The organism is Paractinoplanes brasiliensis (assembly GCF_004362215.1).
Lineage (GTDB): Bacteria > Actinomycetota > Actinomycetes > Mycobacteriales > Micromonosporaceae > Actinoplanes > Actinoplanes brasiliensis.
The window spans coordinates 2961230-2984923 of sequence record NZ_SNWR01000001.1; the positions used below are offsets into that span (position 1 = coordinate 2961230).

The following is a 23694-nucleotide window of genomic DNA, read 5'->3' on the forward strand; positions in this document are numbered from 1 at the left end:
AGCGCGTGAAACCATCGGAGTCCGCGGACGGCACCCAGCTGGTGCACGTAGGTCGTCAGCCGATCTTCGATGTGCACGGCGACGTCGTGGCGTACGAACTGCTCTTCCGCGGCAGCATGGACGCGGTCGCGGCGGGACGCCAGGACACGTACGCGACCAGCTCGGTCATGGTCAACGCCTTCACGGAGTTCGGTATCCGCGAGGTCGCCGGCGACCGTCTCTGCTTCATCAACCTGACCCGCGAGTTCCTCTCCGGCGAGCTGGCCCTGCCGTTCGCGCCGTCGCAGGTGGTGCTGGAGGTGCTGGAGACGGTCGAGATGGACGACGAGGTGATCGCCGGGATCACGCGCCTGGCCGAGGCCGGTTACCGGATCGCCCTCGACGACTTCGTCTGGGGCTCCGGGCAGGAGCAGCTGTTCGGCCTGGCCTCGTACGTGAAACTCGACCTGCTCGACGGCGACCTGAGCCACCTCGACGAGGTGGTCGCTGCCGTGCGCCGGTTCCCGGACATCCAGATCATCGCCGAGCGGCTGGAGACCGACGAGCAGGTCGCGCTGGCCGACCGCTACGGCATGGAACTGCGCCAGGGGTACGCGTTGAGCCGCCCCCAGGTGCTCACGGTGGCCAGCCTCTCCCCCTCGCGTCTGCGCCGTCTCGAACTGCTCACCGCGCTCAGCGCCGCCGACGCCGACATGCCACGCATCGTCTCGATCATCGCCAGCGATCCGGCCCTGTCCCTGCGTGTGCTGCGGGCCAGCAACTCGGTCGCCGCCGGCCATGCCAACCGCGTTTCCTCCGTACGCCAGGCCGTCGTGATGGTCGGCCTCAAGCACATCCGGCAGTGGGCGACGCTCATGGTGCTGGACGACGTGGGCGGGGCCACCGAGGAGCACATGCTCGGCGTGCTGACCCGGGCCCGGCTGTGCGAGAACGTGGCCCAATGGTTCGGGGCCGCCCCCGACGCGGCCTTCATGACCGGGGTGATCACGGGGGTGGCGTCGCTGCTGGGCATCCCGCCGTCCACCATGACCGACCAGTTCCCGCTGGCGCCGGCCGTGGCTGCCGCGCTCACCAACGGCAGCGGCCGGCTCGGGCAGGTGCTGCGGGCGGTCGACTCGTACGAACGGGGCGAGCTGGGCACGTTCGACCTGGCGCCGCAATACATGGACGCCGTCCGCTGGTCGACCCGCACCCTGGACGCCTCGAACCGCCTCACCGCGGCCTGACGGCCCTCATCGGCTCGCGCGCCACGAACCGCCCCACCCCGGCCCCAACGGCCCTCGTCGGCTCGCGCGCCACGAACCGCCCACCCCGGCCCCAACGGCCCTCGTCGGCTCGCGCGCTTCGAACCGCCCCACCGCGCCCCAACGGGCCTCATCGGCTCGCGCGCCACGAACCGCCCCACCGCGGCCCTAACGGGTCTCGTCGGCTCGTGCCAGCAGGGCCCGGCGCTCGGGCCCCTCCGGCGTCGCCGCGGCGGCCTCGCGGAACAGCTCGGCGGCCAGTTCGCTGTCGCCCGCGCGAGCCCGCAGGTCCGCCTCGACGGCGATCGCCATCGGGTAGTTGCCCAGCTCACCCCTGATCTCGCCGACCAGGATCAAACCCGCGTGCGGCCCGTACGCGTACCCGTGCGCCACGGCGCGGTTGAGCTTGACGACCGCAGTCGGCTGGACCCGGGCCAGCTCGTCGTACCAGAGCGCGATCGACCGCCAGTCCGTGTCGTCGGCCACGTGACATGCGGCGATCCGCGCCTGCAACGCGTACGGGCCCTCGATGGGTGTCCGCAGCAGGATGTCCAGCGCCTCGGCGATGGCCGCGCGGTCCCACCTCGTACGGTCCTGGCGGTCGAGCGTCACCAACTCGCCCCGCTCGTCGCGCCGGGCGTCCCGCCGCGAGTGCTGCAGCAGGAACAGCGCGAGCAGCGAGGACACCTCGGACTCGCCCGGCATCAGCGCGGCCAGCGTCCGGGCCAGGCGGATCGCCTCGTCCGCGATCAGCGGCTCCCCGTCGTACCCCCGGTTGAACAGCAGGTAGAGCACCGCCAGCACACCCGGCAGCCGCTCACCCAGCGCATCACCCTCGGGCACCCGGTACGGGATCCCCGCCTGCGCGATCTTGGACTTGGCCCGCGTGATGCGCCTGGTCATCGCACCCTCACCGACCAGGAAGGCGCGCGCGATGTCGGCCGTCGAAACCCCCGCCACCGTACGCAGGGTGAGCGCGACCCGGGACTCGAGCGCGAGCGCCGGATGGCAGCAGGTGAAGATCAAGCTGAGCAGGTCCTGGTGCGGGCCCGGCTCGTCCATGGCCGCCTCCCGAAGTTTGCGCTGTTCGACGGCGGCGCGGCGCAGAGCGTCAAGGGCCCTGTGCCGGGCGACCGTCATCAGCCAGCCGCCCGGATTGGCGGGAACCCCGTCACGCGGCCACCGTTCGAGCGCCACGGCCAGCGCGTCCTGCGCACAGTCCTCGGCCAGCGTCCAGTCGCCGGTCACCCGGATCAGCGTGGCGACGATCCGGCCCCAGTGCTCCCGGTGGGCCTGCGCGACGGCGTCCATCTCAGAGGCCGGCGTACGGGCGCAGCTCGATCCGCCCCTCATGGGCCATCGGATGCGCCGCCGCGACCGCGATCGCCTCGTCCAGGTCAGCACACTCCAGGATGTCGAACCCGACGATGACTTCCTTGGTCTCGGTGAACGGCCCATCGGTCAGCATCGTCTCGCCACCCCGCACCCGTACGGTCGTGGCCGCGCTCGGCGGCGCCAGCACGTTCCCGGTGACCCGCCGCCCGGCGGCGTCGTTCTCGGCCACCCAGACCTCGATGTCAGGCACGCGCGACTCGTCCGTCTCGGGCTCGGGATCACTGCAGACGAACATCATGTACTTCATGGCGGTCTCCTCGATTCGCTCGTTCAGCGTGTCACCCAGGTGACGAACAGCCGACCCCCGTTCCGGACACCCCACCCGGATTTTCTTCGCCGAACGATCCGCCGCGTGCTCGCCCCGCGCTGAGTCCCGTTCCGAGCCGGGTTCATGCGGCCGGGATGTTCAGCGGAGTGATCACCTGGACACTTGCCGGAGCCGACCGCGGTGGTCCTGGCAGCGCGCCCAGCCCCTGCAGCACTGCCAAGCAGGCCAGCCGCACGTCGGCCCGCAGGTCGTGGTGCAACACCGCCGACAGCTTGCCCGCGCGCAGAAGTTCCGCGGACACGTCATCAAGCTCGCTCGCCACGTAGACGTCATAGTTGCGCCTCAGCTCCGCGAACGCCTCGACCACAGCCGCCGCGCCTCCACTGCCCGGGTCGTAGACCGCCCGCACCGACGGACAAGCCGCCAGCTCCCGCCGCACCATGCCCGGCGCCGCGACAAGCACCCGCCGGTGGGGTGCCCGCACACGCAACTCGGCCCGAAACCCAGCCAGCCGAGCCCGTAAACTCGCCCCCACCCCAACACTCGCGGCGACCAGGTCGCTCTGTCCCGCCGCGGTGCCGCCCCTGGCCACCTCGTCGGCGATGACCACCAGGACCGTTCCGGCGCGGTCGGCGAGCCACTGCTCGATCAAGTAGGCGGCCGTGGCCCCCGCCTCGTGCTCGTCGAGCCCGACATGCGCGACGCGCTTGCTCGCCGGCAGGTCAGCCCCGAGCGTGACCACCGGAATGCCGAGCCGCCCGACCGCCTCCACCACGTCGGGCGTCTCCGCCGCCTGCAGGATCACTCCCTGTGACCGTGACCGTGCCACCCGGGCCAGCGCCGCCAACGGATCGCCGGCCGAATGGAAGCGGGGCCGGATCACGGCCGGCCGCAGCCCACCCGACTCGGCCCGGAGCGCCGCCTCGACCCGCGAGCGGTCGTGCACCACCAGATCGATCGGGAACAGCCGGGACGGCACCGGGTCCTCCGCATGCTTCCGGTCGAGCGCGGCGATGGCCTGCCGCACCTGCCGAACGGTGCTTTCCCGAACCCCACCGCGCCCGTGCAGCACCCGATCGACGGTGGCCTGGCTGAGTCCCGCTTGCGCCGCGATCTCCCGAATCCGGTACGGATGCCTCACGTCAGCCACCTCCCATCGCGCTCCAAGCTCAGGACGGGGGCGACCCTACGCCTCGGCGCGAGTTCCCGGTTCGAGTTATCCACAGGGTCACGCCAGTTATCCACAGGGCCAAAATCCGTGGCTTTCGAGCGGTAGCTTCTTCCCACGCGTCGGAACCGCCCCACGAGGACGGCGAGGACGACGGTCGAGAAGAGCTGCCCTCGCCCGTACAGGATGAGGGGTTTCTGAGGTCTTATGGAAGGACTTTGATGTCTCGTCAGCCCATCGCGCGACTGGTCACGCGTCACCGTCGAGCAGAGCGCTCATGCGGCGGTGCTCGTCCGCCATGATCGCCAGGATGAGGTGGCGCTGCGTGGCCGGCATGTCCGGATTGTCGAGCAGCTGATCGAGCTGGGCGCCCATGTCGATCAGGCTCGGCCGCAGTTCCGCCACCGCCGGCGACACGGCGCCGGCCGCCGGAGCGAGGCCCGCCGCGCCAGGCTGTTGGTCCTGCGCCCCGGAGCCCGGCACGCCCGAAGCGCTGTCCAGCGCGAACGAAGCGGAATCCTGCGCGGCGAAAGCCGAGCCCGGCGCGGCCGAAGTGGGATCCACCGCGGCCGAATCCGAACCCTGCGCGGCGGAGGCTGAACCGGGCTCGGCCGACGCGAAATCCTGCGCGGTCGGACCTGGACCCTGCGCGGTCGAAGCCGAACTCTGCGCGGTCGAAGCCGAGCCGTTCGCCGTCGGAGCTGGACCCTGCGCGGTCGAAGCCGAGCCGTTCGCGGTCGCAGGTCCGGCATTCGCGGACGAAGCCGTTGCGTCGGCGGGCGCTCCGGGATGGCCAGCTGGCACTCCGGGATGGTCAGCGGGCTTCGCGGAGGAGGCATGACCCGACTCGGCCTCGGTCGAAGACGGTGCTGCCGTGCTGTCCGCGTGCGTCGAGGACCCGGCCCCGTTGACCGCCGACTCGGCCGCGTTCGTCGACGGCGCCGAGGTGGCGGCTGGGGAGTCGCGGGAGGGGCGGCCGCGCTTGGAGTCGACTGCGCGCATCTCCACGGTCGGGGCGGACGCCGCCGAGGACGGGGAAGCGAGCGTAGACGAATCGGACCCATCCGACAGATCGGAGCGAGCAGACGATCCGGACAGGTCCGCGGAACGGGAGGTGGAGGCGGGGGCGGCGGGAGACAGGGAACGCGCCCGGGCCAGCAAGTCGTTGATGGTGGCGGTCAGCTCGGCGACCTCGCGCGGGCTCTTCACCTCGGGCAGCCGCTGGTCGGGGTCGGCCGGGTCGAGCTCTCGAGCCGCCGCCAGCAACCTCTGGAACGGGCGTAGCACCAGCCCGGTCGCGAACCAGACCCCGGCCGCGCTCAGGACGGCGGCGAGCAGCACCAGCAGATCCACGATCAGCACGTTATCGGTGTGCTGCTCGGCCAGGTCGTCCAGGCTCACCAAAATTTGCAGCTGAGCGCCGGTCGGCAGTGTCTGAGCGAGGGAACGCCATTCGTCATCACCCGAGTTGACTGTTGAGAAGCCGTCTTTCGCCGGCAAGGGGAAGCCCGCCGATGATCCGACCTGTTTGAGCATTTCGCCGCCCTGGATGAGGCGGATCGCGTAGCTGCCGTCGGTGGGCAGGGAGCCGTTCTTCTGGGCGGCGGTCTTGACCTGCTCGGCGCGGGCGGTGAGGACGCGGTCGAGGTCGGCCCGGTCGCGGTGGTCGATGCGTACGACGATGACGAGTCCGGCAAGCGCGACCACAAGCGCGACGAGTGCGGTGACGGTGAGCGTCAGCTGGGTGCGAAGCCTCATGGCCGGGGCGGGTTCCTCGAGACGCGGTGGAGCAGGACGGGACAGGAGCCGAACAAAAGCACTGCGGTGGAGCAGGACGGGACAGGAGCCGAGCAAAGTACTGCGGTGGAGCAGGACGGGACAAGAACCGTTCAGCGGCACGGTGGCGGGAGCGGGACAGGACAGGACAGGACAGGACAGGACGGGAGCCGATCAGAAGCACGGCAGAAAAGCAGAATGGATCAAGGGTAGGCGGGATCGGGGCAGGCAGGGCAGGACGCGGCAGAACGTGAGACGGGCCGGACGCCGGTTGAGCGACGACGCGGAACGAATCACGTAGGCGAAGGGAGGCTAATCGAGCGGATGGGTCCCCGGGAAGGGACAGCAGCCCGCCGCCGGAAAGATCGCAGCCAAACAGGCGCGCAAGCGGACAAAGGCCAATCAACCGACGGGCAAGACTCGAGACGCGGGGCGCTGGCGCCGGAGAGGCGAGAGGCAAGGGCCGCCGGTGGCCGCCGCGGGACAAGAGAGGCCGTCGCAGAGGGAGAGAGGCCACCGCGGGACAAGAGAGACCGCCGCAGGGCAAGAGAAGCCGCCGCAAAACGAGAGAGACCGGCGCAGAGCGAGAGAAGCCGCCACGGGACGAAGAGAACGGACCGCGTGTCAGATCCAATGGCATGGATCATCGGCTGTCGGTCGAATCGAACCGCGCCTCCCGCTAAACTGGAGCGGCCCGCGTCGAGAGGCGCTGCGACGGAACCGGACTTGACCGGTCTCCGCCACGCTCGGCTCGGGTTTCTGAAGTCAAGGGCGCCTCCTGATGAGGGAGGAGACCCTCGCGTGAGCACCGATCTTGCAAATAGCCGCCTGACCTCTGTGAACGGGGTCGAGTTCGCGGTTGCTGACATCTCGCTGGCCGAGGCCGGCCGCCACCAGCTGCGCCTGGCCGAGCACGAGATGCCGGGCCTGATGTCGCTGCGCGCCGAGTTCGGCGACAGCAAGCCGCTGTCGGGCGCCCGGATCGCCGGTTCGCTGCACATGACCGTGCAGACCGCCGTGCTGATCGAGACCCTGGTCGCCCTGGGCGCACAGGTCCGCTGGGTGTCCTGCAACATCTTCTCGACGCAGGACGAGGCGGCCGCCGCGGTTGTCGTCGGCCCCAACGGCTCGGTCGACAAGCCCGCCGGTGTCCCGGTGTTCGCCTGGAAGGGCGAGACGCTGGAGGAGTACTGGTGGGCCACCATGCGGCTGTTCGACTTCGGCGACGGCCTCGGCCCCAACATGATCCTCGACGACGGCGGCGACGCCACCCTGCTCGTGCACAAGGGTGTCGAGTTCGAGGCGGCCGGCGCGGTTCCGCAGGCCACCGAGGACGACAACCACGAGTACACGATCATCCTCGAGACGCTGCGGGCGAGCCTCGCGCAGGACCCGCAGCGGTTCACGCGTATCGCGGGCGAGATCCGTGGCGTGACCGAGGAGACGACGACCGGTGTGGCCCGGCTCTACAAGCTGGCCAAGGAGGGCACGCTGCTCTTCCCGGCGATCAACGTCAACGACGCGGTCACCAAGAGCAAGTTCGACAACAAGTACGGCATCCGGCACTCGCTGGTCGACGGCCTCAACCGGGCGACCGATGTGATGCTGGGCGGCAAGCTGGCCGTGGTCTGCGGTTACGGCGACGTCGGCAAGGGCGCGGCCGAGACTCTGCGCGGCCAGGGCGCCCGCGTGGTCGTCACCGAGATCGACCCCATCTGCGCACTGCAGGCCGCCATGGACGGCATGCAGGTCGCGACGCTCGAGGATGTGGTCGCGACGGGTGACATCTTCATCACCACGACCGGCGGCACCGACATCATCACCGCCGAGCACCTCGCGGCGATGAAGCACAACGCGATCGTCGGCAACGTCGGTCACTTCGACGACGAGATCGACATGGCGGGTCTGGCCAGGGTGCCGGGCATCGAGAAGGTCGAGATCAAGCCGCAGGTGCACGAGTGGCGCTTCCCGGACGGTCACTCGGTGATCGTGCTTTCCGAGGGCCGTCTGATGAACCTGGGCAACGCGACCGGTCACCCCAGCTTCGTGATGTCGAACTCCTTCACCAACCAGGTGATGGCGCAGATCGAGCTGTGGACCAAGCCTGGTGAGTACGCCAAGCAGGTGTTCGTTCTTCCGAAACATCTGGATGAGAAGGTGGCCCGGCTGCACCTTGATGCCCTGGGCGTCCGTCTGACCACGCTCACCAAGAAGCAGGCGGAGTACTTGGGGGTCGACATCGAGGGCCCCTACAAGCCTGAGCACTACCGCTACTGACAACTGCTTTCCCCGCCCGGCCTCATCGGCGGGGCCGGGCGGGGAAAGATGTAAACGTGCACGTCGAGGAAAGCCTGCTCTTCATCCTGGCCGGCGTGGGTGTCATCGTGGCCATCCGGATGATCGCCGAGAGGACGGGGTTGCCGGCCGCCGCGTTGCTCACGATCGTGGGCATTACGTACGCCGTGCTGCCGGGGCCGAACGTCGAGCTCGAACCTGAGCTGATCATGACGTACGTGATCCCGCCGTTGCTCTACAGCGCGGCGCTCGACGCGTCACTGCTCGACATCCGCCGGCACATCCGTACGGTCGTCAGTTTGTCCGTGTTGCTGGTGCTGGCGACGGCGCTGCTCATCGGCGTGGGCCTGAATCTGTGGGTGACCGGGGCGACACTGGCTGCCGGTATCGCTCTCGGCGCCGCTGTGGCCCCGCCCGACCCGGTCGCCGCGCTGGCCGTGGGCCGCCGCGCCGGGCTCCCACCCAAGATCATCACCTTGATCCAGGGTGAGGGCCTGCTCAACGACGCGACCGCGTTGACCATTCTGACCGTGGCGATCGCGGCCACCGAGGGCGACGGGTTCTCGTTCCCGGGCGCTACGTGGAAGTTCTTCGTCATGGCGACGGGCGGTGTCGTCGCCGGCGTCGTGGTCGCGTACGTGGTCCGTTACCTGCGTCATCTGCGGCACGACCCGCTGACCGCGAACGCGATCTCGCTGGCCACCCCGCTCGCGGCGTACGTGCTGGCCGAGTCGGTGCACGTCTCGGGTGTGCTCGCCGTCGTCGTCGCCGGTCTGATCATCGGGCACGACTCGTCGCGGCACAGCGTCGCGGCCAGCCGGCTGCAGACCACCGCCGTCTGGCGCCTGGTCGACTTCCTGCTCGAGGGCCTGGTCTTCCTGCTGATCGGCCAGCAGTTGCCGAACGTGGTCGAGGGTCTGAGCGATTACGACACCTCGACCGTCGTGATCGCGGTGGCGGTGACGGTCGGTGTGACCCTGTTGCTGCGCCCGCTGTGGCTGATCCTCACCCAGTTGCTGCCCCGCTCGCTGCACATGCGCCTGGGCGGCGACCCCGCCCCGGTCGGCGAGGGTGAGGAATCAGCGGCCGATGCGGCGCGCCTTGAACGCATTCGCGAGAAGGCGCTGACCGGCAAAGAGGTGACCGCGCTGAGCTGGGCCGGCACCCGCGGCGTGATCAGCCTGGCCGCCATCTTCACCCTGCCCGAGACGGTGCCGCAGCGCGACCTGCTGCACTTCTGCGCGTTCGTGGTGGTGCTGGTGACGCTGCTGGGCCAGGGTCTGACGTTCGCACCGCTGGTGCAGTGGCTGGGGTTGCGGGCCAACAAGGCCGACGAGGCCCGTGAGCGCAACGAGGCCCGTTCGGCGTCGGTGCAGGCGGCGCTGGCCCGGCTCGACGAGATCCAGAGGGAGCAGCACGACCACGTCGAGGATGTCGCCATCGAGCACATGCGTAAGCAGCTCGAGGTGCGGCTGGAGCGGTACCGCCGCCGGCTCGACATGCTCGAGAAGGCCGAGTCGGACGAGGTGCCGGTCTCACCGCAGTACGAGGCGGCACTGGTGGTGCGGCGCAAGGTGATCGAGGCGCAGCGCGAGGAACTGCTGCGCTGGCGCGACGCCGGCAACCTGAACGACGAGGGCCTACGGATCTTGGAACGGGAACTCGACCACGAGGAGAGGCTGCTTCCCGAACGGGGTGCGCGTGCGAAGTAGAACTGTGCGCCTGTGAAGTAGGCTGAACATGTGCGCAGTGATCTGACCGCGCATGCCCGGATCCGCGACGCCTCCTGATCGCCGGAGAGGACGCATCATGACCGATGCCATCGAAGCCACGGGTCTCGTCAAACGATTCGGCAAGGTCACCGCGCTCGACGGGCTCGACCTGCACGTCCGTACGGGCGAGGTGCACGGGTTTCTCGGTCCCAACGGCGCCGGCAAGACCACGACCATCCGTATCCTGCTCGGGCTCCTGCGGCACAACGGCGGGGACGTGCGGCTGCTCGGCGGCAACCCGTGGACCGACGCGACCGCCCTGCACAAGCGCCTGGCGTACGTTCCGGGTGACGTCACCCTCTGGCCCTCGCTCACCGGCGGCGAGGTGATCGACCTGCTCGGCCGGCTGCGCGGCGGGCTCGATCCCGCGCGCAAGGCGGAGCTGCTCGAACGTTTCCAGCTCGACCCGCGGAAGAAGGGCCGCACCTATTCCAAGGGCAACCGGCAGAAGGTCGCCCTGATCGCCGGGCTGGCGTCCGATGTCGAGCTGCTGATCCTCGACGAGCCGACCTCCGGACTCGACCCGCTGATGGAAGAGGTGTTCCGCGAGGTCGTCCTCGAGGAGAAGAGCCGCGGCGACCGTACGGTGTTGTTGTCCAGCCACATCCTGGCCGAGGTCGAGGCGCTGTGCGACCGGCTGACGATCATCCGGGACGGCCGTACGGTCGAGACCGGCACCCTGGCCGACATGCGGCACCTGACCCGCACCACGATCCAGGCCGAGCTGGCCGGGCCCCCCGACGGGCTCGCCGGGCTGGCCGGGGTGCACGACTTCCAGCTCGACCACGACCGCGTACGGTTCGATGTGGACACCGACGCGCTCGAGCCGGCGCTGCGAAAACTGGTGCAGGTCGGCGTGAAGAGCCTGGTCAGCCAGCCGCCGTCGTTGGAGGAGCTGTTCCTGCGGCAGTATCAGGACGACCGGCGATAACCCGCACGGAGCGTCACGAGGCGATGGCGCCGCTCTCCAGGCCCCAGCGTTGCAGCAGTTCGGTGTAGACGCCGGTGCGGACCAGCTCGTCGAAGGCGGCCTGGATGGCGTCGCGCAGCTCGGTCGAGTCCTTGGCGATGGCGATGCCGAAGCGGCCCGGCTCGTACTGGGTCTCCGACGCCAGCTGATAGAAGGCCTTGGTGCGGGTGTTGGAGGCCAGGTAGGCGGCGGGCGGGTAGTCGTTGAGCACGGCGCCGGCCCGGCCGGTCCGCAGCTCGACCAGGGCGTCCGCGTTGGTCTTGTACAGCTTGATCGTCATGGGCTTGCTGCCGCAGGCCTTCTGGGAACGCTTGAGCAGGTCGGCCTGCACGGTGCCGCGCTCGGCCGACACGACCAGCCCGCACAGCGACGGGAAGCCGGTGACGCCCCGCGGGTTGCCGCGCTGCACGATGATTGCCGTGCCGGTGGTGAAGTAGTCGACGAAGTCGGCCTTCTTGCGCCGTTCCGGGGTGTTGTTCATCGAGGACAGCACCCCGTCGTACTCGCCGGCGACCATGTCGTCGAGCGCGGTGAGGAACTCGCCCTGCACCATCTCGGCCTGCACGCCCAGCACCGATCCGAGCGCGCTGGCCAGGTCGGGTGAGAAGCCGATGATCGTACGGCCGTCCGCCGCGAACTGTTCCATCGGCGCGTAACTGGCGTCGGTCATGAAGCGGATCGTCCCGCGGGCCCGGATGCTCTCGGGGAGGCTGTCGTGCAGTTTCCGGTTGACCTGGATGCCCCCGTCGCCCGAGGAGGTGGTCTCCATGGCGGCCGGCGCGGCGCACCCGGTCACGGCGGTGACGAGCAGGACGGCGGTGGCGAGCAGGGCACGCTTCACGATGCGGCTCCGGTGATCTCGTACGTGGGAACCTCGGCCCAGGGAACCGGGCGCGAGTACAGATAGCCCTGGGCCTCGTCGCAGCCGGCCCGGCGCAGCCACTCGGCGACGTCGGCGGACTCGATACCCTCGGCGGTGACGCGGCTGCCCAGGCCATGGGCGAGCGCGATGATCGAGCGGACGATGGCCTGGCTCTGCGGCGCCTCGGTCACGTCCCGGACGAACGTACGGTCGATCTTGATCTCGGCGATGAGCAGGCCACGCAGCTGCGACATGCTGGTGTAGCCGGTGCCGAAGTCGTCGACCGAGATGCCGACGCCGACGGCGGTCAGGTCGATCACGGTCTGGGTGGCGCGGCGGGTGTCGGCCGCCAGCGCGGTCTCGGTGACCTCCAGCAGCAGCCGGTGCGGCGCGGTGCCGTGCGCGGCCAGCAGCCCCGAGACGTAGTCGGCGAAACCCGGTTTCTCCAGGTTGCGGGCCGAGACGTTGACCGACACACCCCAGGAGCGTCCGGTGGCCGTCCACGCCGCCTGGTCGGCCAGCGCGCGCCTGAGCACCCAGGCGGTCAGCGGCTCGATCAGCCCGGACTGCTCGGCGGCGGGCAGGAACTCCGACGGCGGGAGCAGCCCGCGGTGCGGGTGCTGCCAGCGCACCAGCGCCTCGACCCCGACCACCTCACCCGACCGCAGGTCGACCTTGGGCTGGTAGTGCAGCACGAGCTCGTCGCGGGCCAGCGCGTGCCGCAGCTCGGCCTGCACCATCAGCCACTTGGTGGGGTGCGACATGTCCTCGCCGGCGTAGACGACGACGTCGGACGAGCCCCGCTTGCCGTGGTACATCGCGGCGTCGGCCCGGCGCAGCAGCTCGTCGATCTCGCGGCCGTGCTCGGGGTAGAGCGCGGCGCCGAAGCTGGCCTCGATGCTCAGCGGCACGCCGTCCAGCACCAGCTCGGTGGCGAGCGTGGCGCTCAGCTCGTCGAGCAGGGCGCGGACGGTCACGATGTCGCTGTGCGGCAGGATCAGCGCGAACTCGTCGCCGCCGAGCCGGGCCAGGGTGTCGCCGGGGCGCAGCCCGGTCCGCAGCCGGTCGGCCACGACCACGAGCAGCTCGTCGCCGGCGTGGTGGCCGAGGGTGTCGTTGACTTCCTTGAACCGGTCGAGGTCGATGAGCACGATGGCGCCGGGCTCGTCGGCCTGGGCCACGGCCGTGCGGGCCCGCTCGTGGAACGCGGCCCGGTTGGGCAGCCCGGTCAGCGCGTCGTGCATAGCCTCGTACGCCTGGTCCTGGGCGTATCGGCGCAGCGAGCGGGTGGTCGACCACGAGATCAGGCCGAGCACCAGATAGAGGACGCTGAGGCCGCCGCCGAGACGCCAGTACGTGACCGTGGTCCGCTCGTGCAGGCGGGCCGCGATCTGCTCGTACGGGAGATAGAGCTCGAGCACGCCCACGGACTGCCCGGAGGCGTTGGGCACGATCGGCTGCAGCACCCGGACGACCTGGCCGCCGCGCGTGTCGGGGGCGGCCAGCATGCCGACCTCGGTGTGCCCGTCGGCGGCCGACCGGAAAGCGGGGTCGTTGATCGAGACGCCGCCCGCGGTCGTGCCGTCATCGGAGAACACGACCTGCCCGCTGAACGAGCGGACCCGCAGACGGCGTACGGAGTTGTTGTAGATGGCCAGGTCGGTCGCGTGCTGCAGCCGGTCCCGCTGCTCGGCGGTCAGGCCCTCGCTCAGCTTCGCCTCGGCCAGCGCGGGCGAGACGGCCATCTCGGCGATCACCGCGGCCTGGGCGCGGCCCTGGTCCCGGCCCCACGCGGCGGCGTCCTCGGCGATGCCGTGCAGCATCACCGCGCCCAGCGCGCCGATCGGCACGAGGCTGGCGACGGCGTACGTGACGAACAGGCGCGCACTGGTCCGCGCCCCCGTCTTGGTCTTTCCGCGTCGCCACACGGCGAGCTAATCGACGGCGTCCCGGGCGTCTTGAGTGTTCCGGTAGTGCCGGTCGCGGGAGCGGGGCGGCACGGTTCCCCGAGGGCGCCGATCAGCAAGCCGGGCGGCGTCGCCTTTCGCCGGGTGGCGCGTTGACACGGCGTGCGTATCTCTCAGCATGTACGCCGCGCCGCTGCTGCCGGCGCCGTGGCGATCGCGGTGACGGTGGCCGCCCAGCCCGCCGTCGCGAGCCCGGCCCGGCCGGGGCCCTCGTTCAACGGCTCGGTCCACGTGATCGCGTTCCGTGGCGACACCGTCTACGTCGGCGGCGCCTTCACCCGCATGACGATCGAGGGCCGCACGGTGACCCGCAACCACCTGGCCGCGTACTCGGGACGCACCGGCGAGCTGCTCGACTGGGCGCCCTCGGCCGACGACACCGTACGAGCCCTGGCCGTCGTGCCCGGCTGGGTGTACGCGGGTGGCGACTTCGACGAGGTCAACGGCGTGCGGCGCGACTCGATCGCCCAGATCGACGCGGGCACCGGCGCCACCGGCGAGTTCAACCGCCGCGTCGAGGGCAGCGTGCGGGCGCTCGCCGTCCGGCACGGCCGCCTGTACGCCGGGACGATCAGCAAGGCCGGAGCGCACGTCGCCGTGTTTCCCCTGGCCGACGAGGGCGGGCGGGCCCCGGGGCGCTTCGCGTCGTACGGGTGATCCGGTGTCGCGACGCACGCTCCTCTGCGCCCTGGTGCTGCTGCTGGTCACGGGCACGTCCGCCGCGGCCGCGCCCCAGCCGGCGAGCACAATCACGGTCCGCTACAGCTTCGACGGCCCGTCGCTGCTGGCCGACGTGAGCGGGCACGGCCACGACCTCTACCCGGTGAGCCGGTACGGGGGCACCCTGGGCACGGTTCCCCACAACGGCGGGAGGGCGCTGGTTTTCCCGCCGCCGTGCCACGACGAGCCCTGCCCGCGGATCGCCCTGCGCGCGCCGACCACCTCCGAGCTCAACCCGGGACGGCGGCCGATCCGGTACGGCGCGTCGGTGCGGCTGGCTGCGGACCAGACCACCAAGGGCGAGAACGTGATGCAGAAAGGCTTCTCCGTACGGGGCAGCCAGTACAAGCTGCAGATCGACGGGCTGGCCGGCCGCCCCAGTTGCGTGCTGGTCGACGACCGCCGGCCGCGCATCCACGCCGCGATCAGCAGCGTCGGGGTGGCCGACGACCGCTGGCACACGCTGGAGTGCCGGCGCAGCGGGCCCTACCTGACGATCCTGGTCGACGACGTGCCTCGCGGGCGGGCGATCCTGCCGTCCGACCTGTCGGTCAGCAACCACATCCCGTTCAGCCTCGGCGGCAAGGGCTCGTTCGCCGACAACGACCAGTTCCAGGGCATGCTGGACGAGGTCTGGGTCGAGATCGCTCAGGCCGGAGGCAACGTGTAGGGCAGCGAAACGACCTCGACGTTGCTGAACCAGCTGGTCAGGTGGATGCGGATCTCGGGGGTGCCGGCCACCCGCGGGACGGCGGCCAGGTGCATGGTGCGGCTCGAGAAGACGACCGTGCCGCTCAGGTCGACCTCCACCCCCTCGGGCACGATCACCTTGAACTCGCCGAACGTGCTGGTGCCCTCGATCTCGATGACGTCCGCGCCGGTCAGCACCTCGCGCAGGTCGAGCGTGGTCGAGCCGAACAGCGTGAACACCTTGAGCCGGGGCGAGCGCAGCCGCCAGCGGCCGCGGCGCTTGTTGTCGCTGAAGACGGTGACGACCTTGTCGACCGTGCTGGCCGAACCGACGATCGGGGCCTGACCGAGGCCCTCGGTCGCCTTGACGAGCTCGTCGGCGCTCTCGGCGGCCCAGACGGCGCCGACCCGCACGCTGAACTGCTCGAGGGTCAGCTGCCCGTCGCCGGCCGCCTTCTGCAGCAGCTCGGCGGCGCGCTCACGGTCGGGCTCGGACGGCGGCACGCGCATCGGTGTGGTCACCGCGTGATCGTAGGGCTTGCGGGGTGCCCGAGCGAGATCGACCGGTGGTGGCCGACGTGCCGAGCCGCCGGCGACGAGCCCGGTGCGTGGCTTCCGGCGGGTTTCGGCGGGTCAGGATCGTGCTGCTGCTTCTTCGACCAGGACGATGTGGAGGTTGCGGGGGCCGTGCACCCCCTCGACGCGGTTGAGTTCGATGTCGCTGGTCGCTGAGGGGCCGCTGATCCAGGTCAGCGGGCGGCCCGGGGTGAGACGGGCGACAGCCTCGGGCACCGAGGCCACCACCTGGCCGGGGCGCAGCACGCAGATGTGCAGGTCGGGCAGGAGGGAGAGGATGCGGCGGCCCTGGTCCTCGCCGGCGTCCAGCACGATCGTGCCGGTCTCGGCCACCGCCACGGCGGCCGCGGTGATCACGGCGTCGGCCGCGGCGATCTCGGCGGGGGTCAACCCGTCGTCGCGGACGAACCGGGCTGGCGACCCCTCGGCCGGCGAACGCTCGGCCGGCAGCCACTCAGCGGGCAGCCACTCGACCGGCACGCCCGGGGGCAGGACGACCTTGCCGTTGCCGACAATGCGGCGGATCGCGTCCGAAATATCGGATACGCGATGAACGATGGCCTTGTAATCCACCAGCCGCTCGACCAGCAGATCAAGGTCGGCAGGCGCCGGCCCGCGCCGGTAGTCCCGCGGGATGTCAGGCTGCGCCGGATCGTCCCCGAGCGCCTCCCGGATCCGGCGCAGGATCAGGTTCTTGCTGCTCATCGTCCCCGCCACCAATCCCGGAACGACTCCGCCGGCGGTTCCGGAAGATCACGGCTCGACGCCCACCCGTTCAGCGGCGGCGGCAACCCCCGTCCCCGCTTGCCGAGCAGCTTCGCCAGCCGGGCCGCCCGCTGGGCACGTTCGTACAGCTTGGGGTGGTCCATCGTGTACGCCGCCGCCGCCATCGCCGCTCTCTCCGACCGCGGATGCGGGGCCTCGTTGCGCAGGTGCACGAGGATCGACGGGATATCGATCTTGACCGGGCAGGCGTCGAAGCAGGCGCCGCAGAGCGACGACGCGTACGGGAGCGAAGCGTTGTCCTCGACGCCCGTGAGCTGCGGCGAGAGCACCGCGCCGATCGGGCCGGGATAGACCGAGCCGTACGCGTGCCCGCCCGTCCGCTCGTAGACCGGGCACACGTTGAGGCAGGCCGAGCAGCGGATGCAGTGCAGCGCCTGGCGTCCCACCTCGTCGGCCAGCACCGCCGTACGCCCGTTGTCGAGCAGCACCAGGTGGAAGTTCTGCGGTCCGTCGCCAGGCGTCACCCCGGTCCACATCGACGTGTACGGGTTCATCCGCTCGCCGGTCGACGCCCGCGGCAACAGCTGCAGGAAGACTTCCAGGTCTTGCCACGCCGGCACGACCTTCTCGATGCCCATCACGGTGATCAGCGTGTCGGGCAGCGTCAGGCACATCCGCCCGTTGCCCTCGCTCTCGACCACGGCCAGCGTCCCGGTCTCGGCGATCCCGAAGTTCGCGCCGGACACCGCCACCTTCGTCGACAGGAACGTCTCGCGCAGGTAGCGGCGTGCCGCCCCGGCCAGCTCGGACGGCTCGTCGGTGAGCGCCGGGTCGGCCCCGGGCATCTCGCGCAGGAAGATCTCGCGGATCTCCGAGCGGTTGCGGTGGATCGCCGGCACCAGGATGTGCGAGGGCTTGTCGTGGCCCAGCTGCACGATGAGCTCGGCCAGGTCGGTCTCGACCGGGGTGATGCCGTCGGCCTCCAGGGCCTCGTTCAGCCCGATCTCCTGGGTCGCCATCGACTTGACCTTGATGACGCGCCGTTCGCCGGTCTGCCGTACGAGGTCGGTGACGATCCGGTTGGCCTCGAACGCGTCCGCCGCCCAGTGCACCACCCCACCGGCCGCTGTCACCTTCTCTTCCAGCTGTTCGAGCAGGCCGGGCAGATTCGCCATCGTGTACGCCTTGAGGGCCGAACCCGCCGACCGCAGCTCCTGCCAGTCCGGCAGTTCCGCGATCACCCGCCCCGATTTGCCCCGGATCGTCGTCGTGGCGTGCTGCAGGTTGCGCCGCAGCTGCGGATCCGCCAGCGCGACCTTTGCCGCCGCCGGGAACGGCTGGTCGCCGCGCAGGTGCCCGACGCCTCTGGGTGCGTGGGTGCTGATGGCAGTACCTTCTTTCGTCATCGGGAGCCTCCGAGGAACGCTTTGGGTGCTTGTCCCTCGAGGACTGACATGAGACGGCGTCCTCGGAGGTGACCGGTGGAGGTCTGACGCCTTCGAGGATGTTGTCCCGTGAGGACTGGTCCATCAGCACGACGCCGCGCCTCCACCGCACCTGACCTGCGAGTTGGAAGGAGGTTGCCGTGCTGGGAGTCGGTCTGGACTGGGCCGAGGACCACCATGACGTCGCGTTGGGCGTGCCGGGCAAGGGGGTAATCGAACAGTTCCGCATCGACCACGGCCCCGAAGGGGTGGCCCGGCTGGTCGCCCGCTGCCTGGCCCTGGAAACCGACCCGGCCGAGGTCCGGGTCGTGCTGGAAACCCGGCACGGGCTGCTGGTCGAGGCCCTGCTCGATGCCGGGTTCACCGTGCTGCCGGTCAACCCGGACCTGGTCGCCCGCCGCCGCGGCCCGGCCAAGAAGAAAGACGACGCCGAAGACGCACGGATCTGCTGCCTGCTGGCCCTCGACCCCTTTGTCGAGCTGCGCAAACTGATCCCGCACGGCGAGCTCGGCGCGGAGCTGCGGGCCATTGCTCGTGACGACGACCGGGCCGCCCGCGACGAACGGCGCCTGGGTAACCGGCTGCGCGCCGACCTGCTCGCGGTGTTCCCCGCCGCGATCGACATCGCCGACGGCGACCTGGGCGCGGCAGTGTTCCTGCGCCTGCTCGAGCGCTGGCCCAGCCACACCGAGCTGGCCGCCGCCGGCCGTGACGCCGTCGAAGCCCTGGCCCGCGCCAACCGGCACGGCTGGCCCGACCGGTTCGCCGAACGGGTCATAGCTGCCCTGAACAGCCCGCGGCTTGCGGTGCGCCCGGAGCTGGCCCGGGCGAAGGCCGGCAGCATCCGGCTGGCCGCCGCGCAACTGTTGCTGCTGCGCGAGCAACGCCGGGTCTGGCAGCGGCGGATGGGTGAGCTGCTTCTGGGAAGCCCGCGTGTCGGCCGGGCGAAGCAGCCGAAGGAGCCCCGGCCGGGGAACGCGTTCCCTGGCGGCGAGATCTACCTGAGCATGCCTGGCCTGGGTGATCGTCTCGCCGCCAGGGTCGCCGGTGAAATCGGCGAACACGTCGAGCAGTTCACCACACCCAACGCCCTGCAATGCTATGCCGGGACCGCCCCGGTCACGAGACGCTCCGGACGCAGCGAGTTCGTCATCGCCCGCCGCCTGGCCTACAACCGCTACCTCGGCAACGCCGTACATCAATGGGCCTTCTGCAGCCTGCAGCAATCCGGCTGGGCCCGCGCCTTCTACGACGCCAAGATCGCCAAAGGCAAGAGTCACAACGCTGCCCTGCGTGCCCTCGGCAACCGCTGGCTGGAGATCCTCTGGCACTGCCTGCGCCTGAACGTGCGCTACGACGAAGCCGTCCATACCGCCCACCGCACCCACGCCCTCAAACAGGCTGCTTGAGGTTGACAGAGGATGTCTCATGCCGTCGCCTCCGTGCTCGCCAGGATCTCCGCCAGGTGGACCGTCCGTACGCCCGTACGCAACCGGGACAGGCCACCGCCGATGTGCATGAGGCACGACGCGTCGCCCGCCGTGCAGACGTCGGCCCCGGTGCTGAGCACGTGCCGCATCTTGTCGGCGAGCATGGCCGTCGACGTGTCGGCGTTCTTCACCGCGAACGTGCCGCCGAACCCGCAGCACTGCTCGGCCTGGGGCAGCTCGACCAGATCGAGACCGCGTACGTGGCGCAGCAGCCGCAACGGGCGGTCACCGACCCGCAGGATACGCAGCGAGTGGCAGGTCGGGTGGTAGGTGACCCGGTGCGGGTAGTACGCACCCACGTCCTCGACCTCGAGCACGTCGACGAGCAGCTCGGACAACTCGTACGTGCGGCTCGCGACCGCCTCCGCGCGGGCGGCCAGGCCTTCCTGCCCGGCGTGGCGCGCGACCGTCGCGTGCTGGTGACGGATCGATCCCACGCAACTGCCCGAGGGCGCCACCACCACGTCACACGCCTCGAAGGTGCGCACGTGCCGGCGTACGAGGGGAAGGGCTTGATCCTGATACCCCGTGTTGACGTGCATCTGGCCGCAACAGGTCTGCTCGGGCGGGAAAACCACCTCGTGACCGAGCCGTTCGAGCAACTGGACGGTCGCCTTGGCCGCCGCGGGGAACATCGTGTCGGCGAGGCAGGTGGCGAACAACGCTATGCGCATGAGCTACCTCCGTACGGGGTCGTAGCGCACCACCTGCTGAGTCTCGCGCAGAACCGACCGCAGCGCCGCGAGGTCGCCCCCGATCACCCCGGCCGCGCGCGCCTGCACCAGCACGTTGCCGAGCGCGGTGGCCTCGACCGGACCGGCCAGCACGGGCAGCCCGCACGCGTCGGCGGTCAGTTGGCAGAGCAGTTCGTTCCGGGCGCCGCCGCCGACGATGTGCACCGCGTCGACGTGCCGTCCGGACAGCTCCTGCGCCTGCTCGATCGCCCTCTTGTGGGCCAGCGCCAGACTGTCCACGATGCACCTGGTCACCTGGGCCGGGCTCGCGTCGGCGGGCAGCCCGGCCGCCTTCGCGACCCGCTGGGCCATGGCGCCGGGCGGCAGGAAGGCGGGGTCGTCGATGTCGACGAGAACGGGCTTCTCGCGGGACGCCTTTCGCAACAGCTCCCCGATGTCGGGCGAACCCCATTCCCGCATGCATTCCTGCAACGGCCAGAGCCCCATCACGTTGCGCAGAAAACGAATGGTGCCGTCGACGCCGCCCTCGTTGGTGAAGTTGGCCTTCCGCGATTGCGGGCCGAGCACCGGGCCGGCCAGTTCCAGGCCGACCAGCGACCAGGTGCCGCACGAGATGTACGCGAAATTCGCGCCCTCCGCCGGCACCCCGACCACGGCCGACGCGGTGTCGTGCGAACCGACCGCCACCACTTTGGTTCCGTGGTGCTCCCCGATCGTCTCGCCGGGCCGGCGGATCGGCGGCAGGCTGAACGGCAGCGCCGAGGTCAAAGGCACAGACCATTCCCCCGTACGCACGTCGAGCAGGCCGGTCGTCGACGCGTTGGTGTATTCGGCGCCGATCTCGCCGGTCAGCCAGTAGGCCAGCAGATCGGGGATGAGCAGCAAGTGCCGCGCGATCCCGAATTGCGGCGTGCGCCGGGCGGCGGCCAGCTGGTAGATCGTGTTGAACGGCAGTTTCTGCAGACCGTTGATCTCGTAGAGCCGCTCGTCGGAGATGTCGAGCCGTACGCCGTCGGTGCGACTGTCCCGATAGTGCACGGGATTGCCGATCAGGGCGCCGGACGCGTCGAGCAGGCCGTAGTCGACCGCCCACGCGTCGATGCCGACGCTGTCGACCGGACCGGCCTTTTCCAGCCCTCTTCGCATCTCGCGATAGAGGCCCAGAATGTCCCAGTGCAGGTGGTGGGTGCGCACCGGCTCGTTGGCGAACCGGTGCGTTTCTTCCAGCTCGATGTCACCGTCCCGGACCCGGCCGACCATGACCCGCCCGCTGGACGCGCCGAGGTCGACCGCGGCGAAACTTCTCATCACCGCAGGAAGGCCGCCGCCACCCCGGCGTCGACCGGGATGTGCAGGCCCGTCGTGTGGGTGAGGTCGCCCCCGGTCAGCGCGAACACCGCGTTGGCCACGTGCTCGGGCAGCACCTCACGCTTGAGCAGGGTGCGCTGCGCGTAGTACTCGCCCAGCCTCTCTTCCGGCACGCCGTAGACCGCGGCTCGTTGGGCGCCCCAGCCGGAGGCGAAGATCCCGGACCCCCGTACGACGCCGTCGGGGTTGATGCCGTTGACGCGTACGCCGTGCGGCCCCAGCTCGGCGGCGAGGAGGCGCACCTGATGGGCCTGGTCGGCCTTGGCAGCGCCGTACGCGACGTTGTTGGGCCCGGCGAAGACCGCGTTCTTGCTGGAGATGTAGACGATGTCGCCGCCCAGGCCCTGCGCGAGGAGGACGCGGGCGGCCTCGCGGGACACCAGGAACGACCCCTTCGCCATCACGTCGTGCTGCAGGTCCCAGTCCTGCTCGGTCGTCTCGAGCAGCGGCTTCGAGATCGACAGGCCGGCGTTGTTGACGACCAGGTCGACGCCGCCATAGGTCAGCACGGCCTCCCGCAGCGACTTCCTTATCGCGTCGGCGTTGGTCACATCGGCGGTGACGGCGCTCCCGCCGATCTCGTCGGCTGTCCGTTGCGCGGCTTCCGCGTCACGGTCGGCCACCACCACGCAGGCGCCCTCCGCCGCGAGCCGCAGGGCGATCGCGCGCCCGATCCCCGAGCCGCCGCCGGTCACGTACGCGATCCGGGTGGCCAGCGGCTTCGGCTCGGGCAGGCGCTGCAGCTTGGCCTCCTCGAGCGCCCAGTACTCGATGCGGAACTTCTCGGCCTCGTCGATCGGCGCGTACGTGGAAACCGACTCGGCGCCGCGCATCACGTTGATCGCGTTGACGTAGAACTCGCCGGCCACCCGCGCGGTCTGCTTGTTGGCGCCGAACGAGAACATGCCCACGCCGGGCGCCAGCACGATGGCCGGGTCGGCGCCGCGGATGGCCGGGCTGGCGGCGGTGGCATGCCGGTCGTAGTAGGCGCGATAGTCCTCGCGGTACGCCGCGTGCAACTCCCGTGCCCGTGCCACCACCTCGTCGAGCGGCGCGTCGGGCGCGGTGTCGAGCACCATCGGCTTGACCTTCGTACGCAGGAAGTGGTCGGGGCAGCTCGTGCCCTTCCCGGCCAGTTCGTGGACGCGCTCGCTGTTGACGAAATCGAGCACGACGTCGCTGTCGGTGTAGTGGCCTATGTGGACGCGGTCGGTCGAGACGAGGCCCCGCAGAACCGGGAAGAGGGCCGCCGCCCTGGCCTTCCGCGCCTCCTCCGGCAGGCTCGCCGTACGCGGCGCCCCGAACGGCTGCGCTTTGCCGTTCTTGCTCAGGTAATTCGCGGCACGCTCGATGATCTCGACCGAGTTGCGCTCGCACTCCTCGCTGGTGGCGCCCCACGCGGTGATCCCGTGCCCGCCCAGAATGACCCCGATGGCCTGCGGGTTCGCCTTCTGCGCGGCGGCGATGTCGAGACCCAGCTGGAAACCGGGACGCCGCCACGGCACCCACAGCACCCGATCGCCGAAGATCTCCTCGGTCAGCGCCGGCCCGTCGGCCGCGGTGGCGATCGCGATGCCGGAGTCGGGATGCAGGTGGTCGACGTGCGCGACGTCGACGAGCCCGTGCATGGCGGTGTCGATCGACGGCGCCGCTGCGTTTTTGCCGTGCAGGCAGTAATCGAACGCTGCGACCATCTGGTCCTCGCGCTCGACACCCGGGTAGGTGCGGGTCAGCGCCCGCAGCCGGTCGAGGCGGAGCACTGCCAGGCCGTTCTCGGTGAGGGTGCCGAGGTCGCCGCCGGAGCCCTTGACCCACAGCAGGTCGACCGGCTCGCCGGTGACGGGGTCGGCCGCCGTGCCCTTGGCCGAGGTGTTGCCGCCGGCGTAGTTGGTGTTGCGCGGGTCGGCCCCGAGCCGGTTGCTGCGTTCCAGGAGGTCACGGACTGCTTGGTTGGTCATGGTGTCCTCCGTGCTTTGTTGAACGACACGCCCTGAAACGTTTCATAGATTGCCGTCAGATTACGGGGCGGCGCCACCGCCGGTCAAGAGACGAACGTTGATCACGGGTCGCGGGGGCCTACAGACCCACCCTCCACGGGGGACCCCCGCCACCGACAATTATCCCGCAACAACCCGATCATCAGGGGCCGACCGCGATCAACCTGTGGACAACCACGGCCCTGTGGACAACGCTTCAACGTGTCAGCCCAGGTGGAGGCATTCCCGCTTATCGGCACAGCCCCGACTCAGCCGACGCAGCCCCGACTC

Annotated in this window: 19 protein-coding genes; 7 read left to right on the plus strand and 12 right to left on the minus strand. The window is 70.3% G+C overall.

Translation table 11 applies throughout. From position 1 onward, the window contains the following. Nucleotides 1-5 precede the first annotated feature (5 nt). On the plus strand, nt 6-1226 hold the full coding sequence (locus tag C8E87_RS13195; RefSeq protein WP_239080713.1) for an EAL and HDOD domain-containing protein: 1221 nt from the start codon (nt 6-8) through the stop codon (nt 1224-1226). Between the two features lie 186 nt (nt 1227-1412). Here C8E87_RS13195 and C8E87_RS13200 read toward each other — a convergent pair whose 3' ends face one another. The 4 genes from C8E87_RS13200 to C8E87_RS13215 all read right to left on the minus strand — a co-directional run bounded on the left by C8E87_RS13200 (nt 1413) and on the right by C8E87_RS13215 (nt 5833). Continuing rightward, nucleotides 1413-2555 carry an RNA polymerase sigma factor gene (locus tag C8E87_RS13200; RefSeq protein WP_133873372.1) on the minus strand — a complete coding sequence of 381 codons (1143 nt, stop codon included), beginning with the start codon at nt 2553-2555 and terminating at the stop codon, nt 1413-1415. A 1-nt stretch (nt 2556) separates the two neighbouring features. Then, nucleotides 2557-2886, minus strand: a complete 330-nt coding sequence (locus C8E87_RS13205; RefSeq protein WP_133873373.1) for a YciI family protein — start codon at nt 2884-2886, stop codon at nt 2557-2559. A 142-nt stretch (nt 2887-3028) separates the two neighbouring features. Next, nucleotides 3029-4048, minus strand: coding sequence for a LacI family DNA-binding transcriptional regulator (locus C8E87_RS13210; RefSeq protein ID WP_133873374.1), 1020 nt, complete (start codon nt 4046-4048; stop codon nt 3029-3031). A 276-nt stretch (nt 4049-4324) separates the two neighbouring features. Continuing rightward, the gene (locus tag C8E87_RS13215; RefSeq protein ID WP_133873375.1) at nt 4325-5833 is read right to left on the minus strand and encodes a HAMP domain-containing protein; all 1509 of its coding nucleotides are present in this window, start codon (nt 5831-5833) and stop codon (nt 4325-4327) included. An 819-nt stretch (nt 5834-6652) separates the two neighbouring features. Here C8E87_RS13215 and ahcY point away from each other — a divergent pair. The 3 genes from ahcY to C8E87_RS13230 all read left to right on the plus strand — a co-directional run bounded on the left by ahcY (nt 6653) and on the right by C8E87_RS13230 (nt 10849). Next, nucleotides 6653-8128, plus strand: coding sequence for an adenosylhomocysteinase (ahcY, locus tag C8E87_RS13220; RefSeq protein WP_133873376.1), 1476 nt, complete (start codon nt 6653-6655; stop codon nt 8126-8128). Between the two features lie 56 nt (nt 8129-8184). Further along, nucleotides 8185-9858, plus strand: a complete 1674-nt coding sequence (locus C8E87_RS13225) for a cation:proton antiporter (protein ID WP_133873377.1) — start codon at nt 8185-8187, stop codon at nt 9856-9858. A gap of 97 nt (nt 9859-9955) precedes the next feature. Then, nucleotides 9956-10849 carry an ABC transporter ATP-binding protein gene (locus C8E87_RS13230; RefSeq protein WP_133873378.1) on the plus strand — a complete coding sequence of 298 codons (894 nt, stop codon included), beginning with the start codon at nt 9956-9958 and terminating at the stop codon, nt 10847-10849. A gap of 13 nt (nt 10850-10862) precedes the next feature. On the opposite strand, the gene C8E87_RS13235 is transcribed toward C8E87_RS13230, so the two are convergent. Both C8E87_RS13235 and C8E87_RS13240 read right to left on the minus strand, forming a co-directional pair. Continuing rightward, nucleotides 10863-11729 carry an ABC transporter substrate-binding protein gene (locus C8E87_RS13235; RefSeq protein ID WP_239080712.1) on the minus strand — a complete coding sequence of 289 codons (867 nt, stop codon included), beginning with the start codon at nt 11727-11729 and terminating at the stop codon, nt 10863-10865. Beyond that, nucleotides 11726-13678, minus strand: coding sequence for a putative bifunctional diguanylate cyclase/phosphodiesterase (locus tag C8E87_RS13240; RefSeq protein ID WP_239080711.1), 1953 nt, complete (start codon nt 13676-13678; stop codon nt 11726-11728). The genes C8E87_RS13235 and C8E87_RS13240 overlap by 4 nt, the downstream gene beginning before the upstream one ends. 141 nt (nt 13679-13819) lie before the next feature. Here C8E87_RS13240 and C8E87_RS13245 point away from each other — a divergent pair, with 141 nt between their 5' ends. Beyond that, nucleotides 13820-14374, plus strand: coding sequence for a hypothetical protein (locus C8E87_RS13245; RefSeq protein WP_133873379.1), 555 nt, complete (start codon nt 13820-13822; stop codon nt 14372-14374). A gap of 4 nt (nt 14375-14378) precedes the next feature. Then, nucleotides 14379-15107 carry a LamG domain-containing protein gene (locus C8E87_RS13250; RefSeq protein ID WP_239080710.1) on the plus strand — a complete coding sequence of 243 codons (729 nt, stop codon included), beginning with the start codon at nt 14379-14381 and terminating at the stop codon, nt 15105-15107. Here C8E87_RS13250 and C8E87_RS13255 read toward each other — a convergent pair. The 3 genes from C8E87_RS13255 to C8E87_RS13265 all read right to left on the minus strand — a co-directional run bounded on the left by C8E87_RS13255 (nt 15086) and on the right by C8E87_RS13265 (nt 17835). Further along, nucleotides 15086-15649, minus strand: a complete 564-nt coding sequence (locus tag C8E87_RS13255; protein ID WP_239080709.1) for a DUF1707 SHOCT-like domain-containing protein — start codon at nt 15647-15649, stop codon at nt 15086-15088. The two genes, C8E87_RS13250 and C8E87_RS13255, sit on opposite strands and share 22 nt — an antisense overlap. Before the next feature lie 111 nt (nt 15650-15760). Beyond that, nucleotides 15761-16408 (minus strand): LutC/YkgG family protein, encoded by a 648-nt coding sequence (locus C8E87_RS13260; protein WP_133873380.1) that lies wholly within the window; start codon nt 16406-16408, stop codon nt 15761-15763. Beyond that, on the minus strand, nt 16405-17835 hold the full coding sequence (locus tag C8E87_RS13265) for a LutB/LldF family L-lactate oxidation iron-sulfur protein (protein WP_133873381.1): 1431 nt from the start codon (nt 17833-17835) through the stop codon (nt 16405-16407). Before C8E87_RS13265 ends, C8E87_RS13260 begins: the two co-directional genes overlap by 4 nt. Nucleotides 17836-18014: 179 nt before the next feature. Between C8E87_RS13265 and C8E87_RS13270 the strand changes: the two genes are divergently transcribed. Beyond that, nucleotides 18015-19283, plus strand: coding sequence for an IS110 family transposase (locus C8E87_RS13270; protein ID WP_133872118.1), 1269 nt, complete (start codon nt 18015-18017; stop codon nt 19281-19283). A 17-nt stretch (nt 19284-19300) separates the two neighbouring features. Here the strand turns inward: C8E87_RS13270 and C8E87_RS13275 are convergent, their stop codons facing one another. The 3 genes from C8E87_RS13275 to C8E87_RS13285 are packed head-to-tail and all read right to left on the minus strand — an operon-like array spanning nt 19301 to nt 23385. After that, the gene (locus C8E87_RS13275; protein ID WP_133873382.1) at nt 19301-20038 is read right to left on the minus strand and encodes a (Fe-S)-binding protein; all 738 of its coding nucleotides are present in this window, start codon (nt 20036-20038) and stop codon (nt 19301-19303) included. A 3-nt stretch (nt 20039-20041) separates the two neighbouring features. Next, nucleotides 20042-21367 carry a rhamnulokinase gene (locus C8E87_RS13280; protein WP_133873383.1) on the minus strand — a complete coding sequence of 442 codons (1326 nt, stop codon included), beginning with the start codon at nt 21365-21367 and terminating at the stop codon, nt 20042-20044. After that, complete coding sequence (locus C8E87_RS13285; RefSeq protein ID WP_133873384.1) at nt 21367-23385, minus strand: bifunctional aldolase/short-chain dehydrogenase; 2019 nt, start codon at nt 23383-23385, stop codon at nt 21367-21369. The genes C8E87_RS13280 and C8E87_RS13285 overlap by 1 nt, the downstream gene beginning before the upstream one ends. Nucleotides 23386-23694: the final 309 nt, after the last annotated feature.

Excerpts from the sequence above, each read along its gene's own strand:
- C8E87_RS13200 (WP_133873372.1), bottom strand. The coding sequence starts at position 2,555 with ATGGACGCCGTCGCGCAGGCCCACCGGGAGCACTGGGGCCGGATCGTC.
- C8E87_RS13205 (WP_133873373.1), bottom strand. The coding sequence starts at position 2,886 with ATGAAGTACATGATGTTCGTCTGCAGTGATCCCGAGCCCGAGACGGAC.
- C8E87_RS13215 (WP_133873375.1), bottom strand. The coding sequence starts at position 5,833 with ATGAGGCTTCGCACCCAGCTGACGCTCACCGTCACCGCACTCGTCGCG.
- C8E87_RS13230 (WP_133873378.1), top strand. The coding sequence starts at position 9,956 with ATGACCGATGCCATCGAAGCCACGGGTCTCGTCAAACGATTCGGCAAG.
- C8E87_RS13260 (WP_133873380.1), bottom strand. The coding sequence starts at position 16,408 with ATGAGCAGCAAGAACCTGATCCTGCGCCGGATCCGGGAGGCGCTCGGG.
- C8E87_RS13265 (WP_133873381.1), bottom strand. The coding sequence starts at position 17,835 with ATGACGAAAGAAGGTACTGCCATCAGCACCCACGCACCCAGAGGCGTC.
- C8E87_RS13275 (WP_133873382.1), bottom strand. The coding sequence starts at position 20,038 with ATGCGCATAGCGTTGTTCGCCACCTGCCTCGCCGACACGATGTTCCCC.
- C8E87_RS13280 (WP_133873383.1), bottom strand. The coding sequence starts at position 21,367 with ATGAGAAGTTTCGCCGCGGTCGACCTCGGCGCGTCCAGCGGGCGGGTC.
- C8E87_RS13285 (WP_133873384.1), bottom strand. The coding sequence starts at position 23,385 with ATGACCAACCAAGCAGTCCGTGACCTCCTGGAACGCAGCAACCGGCTC.